The 11,785-nt window shown below is 71.5% G+C and carries 13 protein-coding genes; 8 read left to right on the top strand and 5 right to left on the bottom strand.

Annotated features, from left to right (window positions below; genetic code table 11):
* The first annotated feature begins 146 nt into the window (after positions 1–146).
* Complete coding sequence (locus ABD401_RS12880) at positions 147–821, top strand: hypothetical protein (RefSeq protein WP_344605280.1); 675 nt, start codon at positions 147–149, stop codon at positions 819–821.
* 114 nt (positions 822–935) lie between these two features.
* Here ABD401_RS12880 and ftsH read toward each other — a convergent pair whose 3' ends face one another.
* The 5 genes from ftsH to dacB form a co-directional block, all read right to left on the bottom strand.
* Positions 936–2,987, bottom strand: coding sequence for an ATP-dependent zinc metalloprotease FtsH (gene ftsH, locus ABD401_RS12875; protein ID WP_344605278.1), 2,052 nt, complete (start codon positions 2,985–2,987; stop codon positions 936–938).
* Between the two features lie 61 nt (positions 2,988–3,048).
* Complete coding sequence (hpt, locus tag ABD401_RS12870) at positions 3,049–3,600, bottom strand: hypoxanthine phosphoribosyltransferase (protein ID WP_344605276.1); 552 nt, start codon at positions 3,598–3,600, stop codon at positions 3,049–3,051.
* Between the two features lie 16 nt (positions 3,601–3,616).
* Entirely contained in the window at positions 3,617–4,603 is a 987-nt protein-coding gene (gene tilS / locus ABD401_RS12865) for a tRNA lysidine(34) synthetase TilS (RefSeq protein WP_344605274.1), read from the bottom strand.
* A 107-nt stretch (positions 4,604–4,710) separates the two neighbouring features.
* Positions 4,711–5,790, bottom strand: coding sequence for a zinc-dependent metalloprotease (locus ABD401_RS12860; protein ID WP_344605527.1), 1,080 nt, complete (start codon positions 5,788–5,790; stop codon positions 4,711–4,713).
* A gap of 52 nt (positions 5,791–5,842) precedes the next feature.
* Entirely contained in the window at positions 5,843–7,288 is a 1,446-nt protein-coding gene (gene dacB, locus ABD401_RS12855; RefSeq protein ID WP_344605272.1) for a D-alanyl-D-alanine carboxypeptidase/D-alanyl-D-alanine endopeptidase, read from the bottom strand.
* 130 nt (positions 7,289–7,418) lie between these two features.
* Here dacB and ABD401_RS12850 point away from each other — a divergent pair, with 130 nt between their 5' ends.
* From ABD401_RS12850 to ABD401_RS12820, 7 genes are all read left to right on the top strand, one after another.
* Entirely contained in the window at positions 7,419–7,916 is a 498-nt protein-coding gene (locus ABD401_RS12850) for an inorganic diphosphatase (protein ID WP_344605525.1), read from the top strand.
* A 215-nt stretch (positions 7,917–8,131) separates the two neighbouring features.
* Entirely contained in the window at positions 8,132–9,514 is a 1,383-nt protein-coding gene (locus ABD401_RS12845) for a nitrate/nitrite transporter (protein ID WP_344605270.1), read from the top strand.
* 115 nt (positions 9,515–9,629) lie between these two features.
* Positions 9,630–10,019 (top strand): VOC family protein, encoded by a 390-nt coding sequence (locus ABD401_RS12840; protein WP_344605268.1) that lies wholly within the window; start codon positions 9,630–9,632, stop codon positions 10,017–10,019.
* Positions 10,020–10,065: 46 nt separating this feature from the next.
* Positions 10,066–10,311 carry a hypothetical protein gene (locus tag ABD401_RS12835; RefSeq protein WP_344605266.1) on the top strand — a complete coding sequence of 82 codons (246 nt, stop codon included), beginning with the start codon at positions 10,066–10,068 and terminating at the stop codon, positions 10,309–10,311.
* A 178-nt stretch (positions 10,312–10,489) separates the two neighbouring features.
* Positions 10,490–10,942: a hypothetical protein gene (locus ABD401_RS12830; RefSeq protein WP_344605264.1), complete on the top strand. Its 453-nt coding sequence runs from the start codon at positions 10,490–10,492 to the stop codon at positions 10,940–10,942.
* 94 nt (positions 10,943–11,036) lie between these two features.
* A complete protein-coding gene (locus tag ABD401_RS12825; RefSeq protein ID WP_344605262.1) occupies positions 11,037–11,495 on the top strand; it encodes an SRPBCC family protein in 459 nt (152 codons plus the stop codon).
* Between the two features lie 37 nt (positions 11,496–11,532).
* Positions 11,533–11,739, top strand: a complete 207-nt coding sequence (locus tag ABD401_RS12820) for a hypothetical protein (protein WP_344605260.1) — start codon at positions 11,533–11,535, stop codon at positions 11,737–11,739.
* Positions 11,740–11,785 lie beyond the last annotated feature (46 nt).

Raw genomic sequence — 11,785 nt, 5'->3', positions numbered from 1 at the left:
GGCGGCGTCCGCGAGGAGGCAGAGTCCGCGCCATGACTTCTTCCGACTTCAGCGATTCCCGGCCGTTCCGGAACTCGGACGCGATGGCGGCGGGGCTGACACGGCGTCAGCTGCAAGGCAGGCGATTCCGTTCGGTGTCACGGGGAGTGCGGATCGCGACCGACGCGCGCCTGGACCTCCGCGCGCGGTGCGAGGCGGCGCGGCTCGTGCTGCCGGACGACGCCGCCTTCAGCCACCAGACGGCGGCGAGGCTCTTCGACGCTCCGGTGGCCGCAGACTCCCGGGTGCATGCCAGCGTGGCGGCGACCGTCGAGCCGCGGATCAAGGGCGTCGTCGCACATCGGGTCCGGGACCTCGGCGCGGTGTGGGAACACGGAGGACTCCGGACAACCTCCCCCGGCCGGACTTTCGTCGACCTCGCGGCGCATCTGGACTTCCCGAACCTCGTCGCCGTCGGGGACGGGTTGCTCCGCGTGCCGTCGGCGCGGCCGTCGTTCGTGACGGCACTGGAGGCCGGCACCGGACGGCCGGGTGTCCGCATGGCGCGGCGCGCCTTCCCGCTGCTCAATCCCCGGGCCGACTCCGCGCCCGAGAGTCACCTGCGGATCCTCCTCGTGGAGAACGGGTTCGTCCCGGACACCGTCAACGAGCCGCTCTACGACGAGTACGGCCGCCAGTGGGCGAAGCCCGACCTGGGCTTCCGGATCGGCCTCGCCCTGGAGTACGAGGGCGCGCACCACCGGAACCAACCCCGCCAGTGGGGGTCGGACATCGCCCGCGTCCTCGACCTCCTCCGGCGGCGCGGGGCTCACCTGCGCTGAGTGCGCAGATCAGCACCGGTTCGAGGCCGCACACCGGGGCTCAACTGCGCACTCGGTGCAGCTGGGCCCGGCGGTTGGGGCCGGCAGCCCGGGCCCGCGCGCCAGCGGGGTGGTTCAGGCGGTCGGGGGGTCCCAGATGGGGCGGCCGGGGAGCCCGGAGTTCGGGTCGGGCTCGTAGGCGGGACGGTTGTCCGCGGGGATCGAGGGCGGCGGGGTGGAGGCGTCGTCGACGGGGGCCCCGTTGGCGAGCGCGATCTCCTTCGGCGTCATGACCGGGGCGCGGTTGGACGGGATGCGCAGGTCCGAACCCGTCCACGCCGGACGCTGGGGACGCCGGTTGAGGTCGCGGAAGATCTCGGCGACCTCCTCCTTGTTCAGCGTCTCCTTCTCCAGGAGGGCGACGACGAGGTTGTCGAGGATGTCGCGGTTGTCGGCGAGGATCTGGAAGGCCTCGTTGTGCGCGGTCTCGATCAGCTTCTTGACCTCGGCGTCGACGATCGCCGCGATCTCCTCGGAGTAGTCGCGCTGGTGGCCCATGTCGCGGCCGAGGAAGACCTCGCCGTTGTCCTGGCCGAGCTTGATCGCGCCGAGGCGCTCGGTCATGCCGTACTGCGTGACCATCGCGCGGGCGAGACCCGTCGCCTTCTCGATGTCGTTCGCGGCGCCCGTCGTCGGGTCGTGGAAGATCAGCTCCTCCGCCGCGCGGCCGCCCATCATGTAGGCGAGCTGGTCGAGCATCTGGTTGCGCGTCGTCGAGTACTTGTCCTCGTCCGGCAGCACCATCGTGTAGCCGAGGGCCCGGCCGCGGGACAGGATCGTGATCTTGTGCACCGGGTCGGTGTTCGGCAGCGCCGCGGCCACCAGGGCGTGCCCGCCCTCGTGGTAGGCGGTGATCTTCTTCTCCTTCTCGTTCATCAGACGAGAGGACTTCTGCGGGCCGGCGACGACGCGGTCGATCGCCTCGTCGAGGGCCTTGTAGTCGATCAGCTTGCCGTCGCTGCGGGCCGTCAGCAGCGCGGCCTCGTTGAGGACGTTCGCGAGGTCCGCGCCGGTGAAGCCGGGCGTCCGGCGGGCGATCGAGAGCAGGTCGATGTCCGGCGCGACGGGCTTGCCGCGCGCGTGGACCTTGAGGATCTCGTGGCGGCCCTGCAGGTCCGGACGCTCGACGGCGATCTGCCGGTCGAAACGACCCGGACGCAGCAGCGCCGGGTCGAGGATGTCGGGCCGGTTCGTCGCCGCGATCAGGATGACGCCGCCCTTGACGTCGAAGCCGTCCATCTCGACGAGGAGCTGGTTCAGCGTCTGCTCGCGCTCGTCGTGACCACCCCCGAGGCCGGCGCCGCGGTGGCGACCGACGGCGTCGATCTCGTCGACGAAGACGATCGCGGGGGCGTTGGCCTTGGCCTGCTCGAACAGGTCGCGGACGCGGGAGGCACCGACACCGACGAACATCTCGACGAAGTCGGACCCGGAGATCGAGTAGAACGGCACGCCCGCCTCGCCGGCGACGGCGCGCGCGAGGAGGGTCTTACCGGTGCCGGGCGGGCCGTAGAGCAGGACGCCCTTCGGGATCTTCGCGCCCATCGCCTGGAACTTGCCGGGGGCCTCGAGGAACTCCTTGATCTCGTGGAGCTCCTGCACCGCCTCACCGGCACCGGCGACGTCGGCGAACGTCGTCTTCGGGGTGTCCTTGGAGATGAGCTTCGCCTTGGACTTCCCGAACTGCATGACGCGCGAGCCGCCGCCCTGCATCTGGTTCATGAGGAACAGGAAGATGACGACGATCAGCACGAACGGCAGCAGCGTCACCAGCAGCGAGACGAAGAAGTTCTGTCGCGGGTTCGAGATGTCGTAGGTCTCGATCGCGCCGGAGGCCTTCTTGTCCTGGAGGAGCTTGCCGAGCTCGGCGCCCTGGCGCTCCAGGTAGGACGCCTGGATCTTGTCGTTCTTGACGTCGCCCTTGAGCTCGAGCTGGATGCGCGGCGAGGCGCCGCCGATCAGCTCGGCCTTCTGGACCTGATCCTTGTTGATGGCGTCAACGACGGTCGCGGTGTCGACCTTCTTGTAGCCGTTCGCCGCGTCGAACACCCGGCTCACCAGGATCACGGCGAGAACGGCCACGATGATCCAGACCACCGGGCCGCGCAGATAACGCTTGACGTCCATCACTGTGACGATACCTGTCGCGGGCCTCCCGAGATGCGGGCTGGCCGGTCAAGGGGTGTGGCTACTGATACACGTGCTGCGCGAGCGTGCCCACGAACGGCAGGTTCCGGTAGCGCTGGCGGTAGTCCAGGCCGTAGCCCACGACGAACTCGTTGGGGATGTCGAATCCGACATATCGGACATTGATCTCGACCTGCACGGCCTCCGGCTTCCGGAGCAGCGTGAAGACCTCCAGGCTCGCCGGCTGGCGCATCTTGAGGTTGCGCAGCAGCCAGGAGAGCGTCAGGCCGGAGTCGATGATGTCCTCGACGACCAGGACGTGCTTGCCGGCCAGATCGATGTCGAGGTCCTTGAGGATCCGGACCACGCCCGAGGACTTCGTCCCGGAGCCGTAGGAGCTGACCGCCATCCAGTCCATCTCCACCGGGGACGACAGCGCCCGCGCGAGGTCGGCCATGACCATGACCGCCCCCTTGAGGACCCCGATGAGGAGAAGGTCCTGCCCGGCGTAGTCGGCGTCGATCTGCTTCGCGAGTTCGTGCAGCTTCGCCTGGATCTCCGCCTCGGTGATCAGGACCCGGTCCAGGTCCGACCCGAGATCGCCCTCGTTCACGCTGGTTCCTTCTCGCTCACGGGGAGTTCTCCTCCGGGGGGCCGACAAAGACGAGCGTCCCACACGATCGGAGCGCGCGGACCGCGCCCGGGAGATCTACCCACCGCTGCCCCCGCCAGGCGATGACCAGCGCGTCCAGCGCCTCGACGTGGCCGGCCGTCAGGTCCCCCGCCGGCGAGCCCGCCGCGATCGCCGCGGTCCGCAGCACCCGGGTCCGGATCGCCCCCGGCTGCTCCGCGAGCCGCACGCAGTCGAGCCCGGCGGGGGCGGCGCAGGCGGCGGCCGCTGCGGCGGCGAGGGCGTCGAGGGCGTCGGCGTCGGCGCGGAGCAGGGTCGCGGTCCGGGCGAGGGCGTCGACGATGCCGGGGCCGAGCGCCGCCTCCAGGGCCGGGAGGGCCTCGTGGCGGACCCGGGACCGGGCGTACGCCGGGTCGGCGTTGTGGGGGTCGTGCCAGGGCTGGAGGTGCTCGGCCTGGCAGGCGAGCGCGACGGTCGCGCGGGTGACGTCGAGCAGCGGACGCCGGTAGCGCCCGGAGCGCGGGGCCATGCCGGCGAGCGACCGGGCCCCGGAGCCGCGGGCGAGGCCGAGCAGGACCGTCTCGGCCTGGTCGTCCCGGGTATGGGCGAGCAGGACGGCCGCCGCGCCGTGCTTCTCGGCCGCAGCGTCCAGCGCGGCGTAGCGCGCGGTCCGGGCGGCGGCCTCGGGCCCCCCGTCGGTCCCGACGTCGACGGCGATCGCCTCCGCCGGGTCGAACCCCCACTCGCGGCCGGTCGCGGCGACCGCGGCCGCCCGCTCCGCCGAGCCGGGCTGCAGCCCGTGGTCGACGGTGATCAGTCCGGCCCGCAGCCCGGCGCGCGGGGCCTCGAAGGCCGTCGCCCGCGCCAGGGCGAGCGAGTCCGGCCCCCCGCTGCACGCGACGAGGACGAGGTCCCCAGGCTCCAGGTCCGCGACCGCGGCCCGGATTGCCCGCCGGATCTCCGCCACCGCCGGGTGGGGACCCATGTCAGCCCGCCCCCGTCGCGGCGCGCGGTGAAAAAAGGGTGACACCCCTTACTGCGCAGTAAGGGGTGTCACCCTTTTTTGAAGGCGGGGGCATCAGGGGTCGCCCGTCAGGGGGCCGGGGCCGAGGCCGGGGCCGCCGGGTGGACCCGGGCGACCCAGGCGGCGGGGTCGTGGAGCTCGGCGAGGCTGGGGAGCGTGGCCGGGGAGTCCCAGACCTTGTTGAACCCCGCCATCCCGACGGCGTCGACGACGGCCGAGACGAACTTGACTCCGTCCGCGTACTGCTTGAGCTTCGCCTCCAGGCCGAGGAGGCGGCGCAGGAGCGCGTCGAGCCCGGACGCGGACTCGCGGCGGCGCTGGAACGCCGAGCGGATCTCCCCGACCGACGGGATGACCTCGGGCCCGACGCCGTCCATGACGAAGTCGGCGTGACCTTCGAGCAGGGACATGACGGCGGTGATGCGGTCCAGCGCGGTCTTCTGATCCGGCGTCGCGACGAGGTCGAGAACCGAGCCCTGCCCCCGCGCGACGTCGCCGAGACCCTGCACCGCACGGCCGATCTGACGGAGCATCGCGGCGGGGTCGACGTCGGTCGCGTCGAGGAACTCGCGGATCTCGCCGCGCACGTGGTCGGCGAGCCAGGGGACGGCGGTGAACTGCGTGCGGTGCGTCTCCTCGTGCAGGCACACCCACAGGCGGAAGTCGGTCGGGTCGACCTGCAGCTCCCGCTCGACGGCGACGATGTTCGGCGCGACGAGCAGCAGGCTCCCCCGCTCCCCCTCCTTCGCGTCCGCGGCCGGCAGGAACGGCTCGTACTGGCCGAGCACCTTGGACCCGACGAACGCGAGCAGCGCACCGAGCTCGGCACCGGTGACCCGCGAGCCGAACGCGCTCATCACCGCGCCGGTCGCGCCCTGGCGCTCCTCGGCCATGCGCTCCAGCAACGGGGCGGAGAGCTCGGAGAACGAGGCGACGTTGACGTCGAGCCAGCGGAACCGGTCGACGACGAGCACGGGCGGCTCCGGCCCGGCCGGGATCATCCCGGTGAAGTCGCGCACGTAGGCGCGGGAGTCGAGCGCCAGCGTCCGCAGCTGCCCGACCACCTGGTTGATCTCGATCTCGGTCCGCCGGGGCGGCGCCGGCATCAGGCGCTTCCCGGTGGCCCGGGCCACGCCCCAGTCGATCATCGCGCCGCCGCTGCTCATGGGCGCAACGGTACGGCCGCCGCGGGGGCGGGGGTCAGCTGCACCCGCACTTGGCGAGAACGCCGGCGACGCGGTCCCAGGTGGTGCGGACGGCGATGCCGGAGCCGGGGCGGACGGCGTCGGCGGCGACGTCGAACGCGAGCAGGCGGCCGGAGGCGTCGAGGACCACGCCGGAGAGGGAGACGACGCCGGTCAGGTATCCGCTCTTCCCGCGCAGCACGCCGCGGGCGGGGACGGCGGCGCCGGAGGTGAACCGCTGCCCCAGGGTGCCGTTGGTCCCGGCGATCGCGAGACCGGCGATCAGCGGCCGCAGCTCCAGGCGCGGGCCGGCCGCGGCGACGGCGAGGGTCTTCGCGATCACCTGCGGCGGGATCCGGTTGTCACGGGAGAGCCCGCTGCCGTCGTGGAGCGTCACGCCGGTGACGTCGATCCCGAGCGCGGTCAGCTCCGCGAGCAGGGTGGCGACGCCGTCGTGAAACGTCCCCGGCTTGCCGCGGGCGATCGCGATCTGCCGCAGCAGCGCCTCGGCGACGTCGTTGTCGGACTCGACCAGCATGTGCTCGACCAGGGCGGTGATCGGCGCGGACGTCACCTCGGCGACGGTCGGCGCCTCGGCCGGCGCGACCCCGGCGGCCGGCGAGCCCAGGACGTCGACGCCCCGCCGCTCGAGCTCGGCGGCGAACAACTGCGCCGTCCGCAGCGCGGGGTCGTTGACGCGTCCCCCGTTCAGCGGCCCGCTGCGACCCTGGTCCGCGGACAGGCCCATGACCGGCCCGACCACGTCACCGGTGTAGGTCCGCGGCCAGTGCGGCGAGGCCGCGGGGCCGGGGAAGATCCCCCCGTCGTACTGGAGGCGCACCGCGGTGATGCCCTCGTCGTTGAGCTCGCGGACGGTCTGCACCGCGAGGTCGACCAGCGAGGCCCGCCGGGGGTAGTCGGGCAGCTTGTCCGTCCCCTTCGGCAGCGAGGACAGCAGCGGGTCGCCGCCGCCGACGAGCACGAGCTTGGCCGGCGGCGCGGGCGGGGCCGTGGCCCCGGGCGAGGGGGACGGCGTCGGGGCCGCGGTCTCGGCGCCCGGCTCGACCACCCGCTGCACGCGGGTGCGGAGCACGGCGTCGGGGCCGAGCGCCGCGAGGATGCCGGCCGCGGTGAGGACCTTCGTCGTGGAGGCGGGCGTGATCGGACGGGAGCCGTCCGCCTCGTAGAGCAGCGCGCCGGTCGCGACGTCGACGACGGCGATCCCGCGCACCCCGCCGAGCGGGCCGGGCTTCAGCAGGTCGGCGAGGGCGGAGCCCAGGCCCGTCGCGGTCGGCCCGGTCCCGGACGCGGGGTCGACCGGGGCGAGGACCTGCGGGACGTCGTCCGGAGCGGTCGGGGACGGTGTGATCTCAGCCGCACCGACGGCGCCGCCCGCCAACGCCGGCAGCAGCGCGAGCGCAGCCGCTCCCGCGAGCGTGCGGTACCGCAGCGGAACCCCCACCTGGCCTCCACTCGTACGACAGCCCGTCGACCCGACCCCACCATGATCAAGCCCCTGCGAGATTATCGAGACATCCCGCCCTACCCCTGCGATTCCGCCACCTGAGGAATTACCTGCGATGACCACGCCCCTGCAGTTCGACGTCACGATCGAGATCCCCAAGGGGCAGCGCAACAAGTACGAGGTCGACCACGTGAGCGGCCGCATCCGGCTCGACCGGATGCTCTTCACCTCGACGCGCTACCCGGCCGACTACGGCTTCGTGGACGACACCCTCGGTGAGGACGGCGACCCGCTGGACGCCCTGGTCCTCGTGGAGGAGCCCACCTTCCCCGGCTGCCTGATCCTCTGCCGCGCGATCGGCATGTTCCGCATGACCGACGAGAAGGGCGGCGACGACAAGGTCCTCTGCGTGCCCGCGAACGACCCCCGCGTCGAGCACATCCGGGACATCCACCACCTCTCGGAGTTCGACCGTCTCGAGATCCAGCACTTCTTCGAGGTCTACAAGGACCTGGAGCCCGGCAAGTCCGTCGAGGGCGCGACCTGGGTCGACCGGGCCGCCGCGGAGGCCGAGATCGTCGCCTCGCGCAAGCGCCTCGCCGACCACGGTGACGCAGCTCACTGACGCACCCCCGCTCAGCACCTCGAAAGCGCAGAACCGCGCACGGATCCGCCGATCCGCGCGTACGGGACTGCGCTTTCGTGCTGTTCAGAGGCCGTCCTCACGGCCGGCGGTGAGACGGGTGCGGCTTCCCGTGCGTTTCGGTTAACACGACACACACAGGGCGGCAACAACCGTGCCGGACTCTGCAGGAGTCCACCGCACGAGCAGGAGCCCCGATGACGATTGCCGCGGAGAGCCCGGGCACCAGCCCTGAGGCCACCACTACCGCCGCCCGGCCGCACTGGATCGACGACTGGCGGCCGGAGGACGTCGAGTTCTGGGAGTCGAAGGGCAAGGACATCGCCCGCCGGAACCTGATCTTCTCGATCTTCTCCGAGCACATCGGGTTCTCGGTCTGGACGATGTGGTCGACCCTCGTCCTGTTCCTCGGCCCGGCCTACGGCCTGACGCCGGCGGAGAAGTTCACCATCGTCTCGGTCGCCGCCGGTTGCGGGTCGTTCCTGCGCCTGCCGTACACCTTCGCGGTCGCGAAGTTCGGCGGGCGGAACTGGACGATCGTCTCCGCAGCCTTGCTGCTGCTCCCGACGCTGGCGACGTTCTTCCTGCTCGAGCCCGGCATCTCCTACGAGACGCTGCTCGTCCTCTCGGCGATCGCCGGCGTCGGTGGTGGCAACTTCGCCTCGTCGATGGCGAACATCAACGTCTTCTACCCGGCCCGGCTCAAGGGCCGCGCGCTCGGGCTCAACGCCGCCGGCGGCAACCTCGGTGTCGCGACGATCCAGATCGTCGGCCTGATCATCCTCGCCACGGCCGGCGTGAACCACCCGAAGATGGTCGTCGGCATCTACATCCCGTTCATCGTCGTCGCCGCGGTCCTCTCGGCGATGTACATGGACAACATCACCAGCGCTGCGAACGAGAAGGGCGCGATGCGGGAGGTCTGCAAGGACGCGCAGACCTGGATCATGTCCTTCCTCTACATCGGCACCTTCGGCTCGTTCATCGGCTTCGGCTTCGCCTTCGGCCAGGTCCTGCTCACGCAGTTCCCGGACCAGTTCCCGACGGCCCGTGACGCCGCGGAGATCACCTTCATCGGCGCCCTGATCGGCTCGATCGCCCGCCCGGTGGGCGGCGTCATGGCCGACCGGCTCGGCGGCGCACTGGTGACGTTCTGGAACTTCGTCGGGATGGCGGTCTTCGCCTCGCTGGTGTGGATCGCCTCGATGCAGGAGTCGCTGCCGTTGCACCTGATCGGCTTCGTCGGCCTGTTCATCACCTCGGGCATCGGCAACGGCTCGACCTACAAGATGATCCCGATGATCTTCCGGGCCAAGGCCCAGCTCGCGGTCGCCGCGGGCGAGGACTCGGCCGTCGCCGACAAGCACGCGCGCCGGATGTCCGGCGCCCTGATCGGCATCGCCGGTGCGATCGGCGCCTTCGGCGGCGTGCTCGTCAACATCGCCTTCCGCGAGTCCTTCCTCCGCAACGGCACGGGCGACGCCGCCTACCTGAGCTTCCTGCTCTTCTACGCGGCCTGCTTCGTCGTCACCTGGTGGGTCTACCTCCGGCCGCGCGACGGCAAGCTCCTCGGAGTCTGACGCCCCGTCACGAGCTACATCACTCCGGGCGAGTCGGCCCCGGGACCGGGAGTTCCCTCCCTCGGTCCCGGGGCCGTTCTCCGTTCGCGGGGTCCGGTCCGAAAGAATTGCGGCCATGGACGTCCTGAGCAGTCGCGTACTGGTGCGCCCGACGGACCACGCCCGGTCCCGCCACTTCTACGAGGAGACGCTCGGTCTCGCGGTGTTCCGCGAGTTCGGGCCGGCCGACCACCCCGGCGTGGTGTTCCACCTGGGCAACGGGCTGCTGGAGCTCTCCGGCTCCTCCGAGAGCGGACCGAACGACGCGATCGCCATGTGGATCCAGGTCCGCAACGTCCACAAGCAGCACGAACGGCTCGAACGGGCGGGCGTCCCGATCCTCCGGCCGCCGGTCCAGGAGCCCTGGGGGCTCATCGAGTGCTGGATCGCCGACCCCGACGGCATGAAGATCGTCCTGGTCGAGGTCCCGGCCGACCATCCGCTTCGCCGGGACCAGCGTCCGTAATGCCGGTAATCTGAGAAAGTCCTCCGACTCGTCCAAGGGGTTTCTCATGGCGGTGCCGATTGTCAAGGTCGCCCAGATCCTCGCGTCCCCCCAAGGCCGCCGGGCGATCAAGGTCGCGAACGAGCAGGTCCGCAAGCAGCTCGCCGACCCTAAGAACCAGGAGCGCATCGCCAAGGCCAAGGAACAGGTCCAGAAGCAGCTCCAGGATCCGAAGAACAAGGAACGAGTCGAGACGCTCAAGAGCAAGATCACCGGTAAGGCGGGCTCAGGCGGCGACACGCCGAGCAAGTGACGGGCCGTCAGCTAAGAGTTCGGCCCACCGGGCCCAAGGGTCTTGACACACCCCCCGGGAACCAGAGGATTGTCCCTCGGACGTGCGTCAAACCCGTGACGCTGCGCTCCGGATCAGTCACAGCACCGCCACCCGCCACTCGCGGTCCCGCCGCTCCGGAAGATGGGACGTCGCTCTCGTGTCCGGTAACCCTGCCGAACCAGGTCTGAACCCCTCCGCCGCCGACGCGCGCGCCCGACTGCAGCGACTGGCGTTCCTGGTGCTGAGCCCCAGCCTGGGACGCCGCCGGCGGGCGTTGATCGCCCACGTCGCGGTGGACCGGACCTACAACGCCGAGGCCCCGTACACCGTCCTGCGCGAGCTGGTCCTGCGCCGCACGCTGGACACCGGCCGCCGCCGCGCCGTCCTCGCCTCCTGCGCCGCCCGGCCCCGGGCGTCCGACCCCGACCTCGTCGGCCTGTTCCCCGCCGCGCGCGCGGCGTACGCGCTTCGGCACCTCGAGGGCCTGGACCGGTCCGAGACGTACGCCACCCTCGCCGCCGCCGGCGTCGGGGACCCCGCCGCGGCGACCACGCTCGCGGACCGCCTCCGCACCCACCCGCGCCCGGCGCTGCCGGGTCGGCTCGGCTAGTTACTCCCGAGTTTCCGGCCCCGGCCCGGGTAGGGCTCTCCCACGTGATCACGGCGCGCCCGAACGGGTTGTGCCCGGAACGAAGGAGAGCGACATGACGCTGCTCAAGACGGTCGACGTCGCCGTCCCCGTGTCGACGGCCTACAACCAGTGGACGCAGCTGGAGGAGTTCCCGCGCTTCATGGACGGCGTCGAGTCGGTCCAGCAGATCGACGACACCCGCAGCCGCTGGAAGACCAACGTGATGGGCGCCGAGCGTGAGTTCGAGACCCGCATCACCGAGCAGATCCCGGACGAGCGGATCGCCTGGACCACGACCAACGGCGAGACCGAGCAGGCCGGCGTCGTCACGTTCCACCGCCTCGACGAGGCGCAGACCCGCCTCACCCTGCAGATGGACATCGAGGGCGGGATGCTCGAGAAGCTCGGACTCGCCACCGGCGTGATCGGCCGCCAGATCGACGGCGACCTGGGCCGGTTCAAGGAGTTCATCGAGCAGCGCGGCGCCGAGACCGGCGGCTGGCGCGGCGAGGTCGAGCGGCCGAAGCCCTGACCAGCGCGCTTCCCCGTCGCGACGAGAGGAGAACGCCATGAGCGGACGCCAGAAGACCGAGGACGACGTGCAGCCCGACGAGGCGCGGGTCGACTCCCGGGCCACCGGGGGTGACCCGGACCGCCGGCACACCGAGGGCGGCACCACCGGGACCAGCCGTGCGGAGGAGTTCGTCGGCCGGGTCGCCGGGGACGAGGACTTCTCCGGCGAGACCGGAGCCGAGCGCCGCGCCGCCGCGGACTGAGCTCGTCGACTGAGCTCGTAGCGTCCGGCCAACTGTGGGCTATAGG

Origin of the sequence: Sporichthya brevicatena (genome assembly GCF_039525035.1) — a bacterium.
GTDB lineage: Bacteria > Actinomycetota > Actinomycetes > Sporichthyales > Sporichthyaceae > Sporichthya > Sporichthya brevicatena.
This window is presented reverse-complemented; position numbering and strand designations above follow the sequence as displayed.

Coding starts and splice junctions, on each gene's coding strand:
- ftsH (WP_344605278.1), bottom strand. CDS start 2,987: ATGGACGTCAAGCGTTATCTGCGCGGCCCGGTGGTCTGGATCATCGTG.
- tilS (WP_344605274.1), bottom strand. CDS start 4,603: ATGGGTCCCCACCCGGCGGTGGCGGAGATCCGGCGGGCAATCCGGGCC.
- ABD401_RS12860 (WP_344605527.1), bottom strand. CDS start 5,790: ATGATCGACTGGGGCGTGGCCCGGGCCACCGGGAAGCGCCTGATGCCG.
- ABD401_RS12845 (WP_344605270.1), top strand. CDS start 8,132: ATGACGATTGCCGCGGAGAGCCCGGGCACCAGCCCTGAGGCCACCACT.
- ABD401_RS12840 (WP_344605268.1), top strand. CDS start 9,630: ATGGACGTCCTGAGCAGTCGCGTACTGGTGCGCCCGACGGACCACGCC.
- ABD401_RS12835 (WP_344605266.1), top strand. CDS start 10,066: ATGGCGGTGCCGATTGTCAAGGTCGCCCAGATCCTCGCGTCCCCCCAA.
- ABD401_RS12825 (WP_344605262.1), top strand. CDS start 11,037: ATGACGCTGCTCAAGACGGTCGACGTCGCCGTCCCCGTGTCGACGGCC.
- ABD401_RS12820 (WP_344605260.1), top strand. CDS start 11,533: ATGAGCGGACGCCAGAAGACCGAGGACGACGTGCAGCCCGACGAGGCG.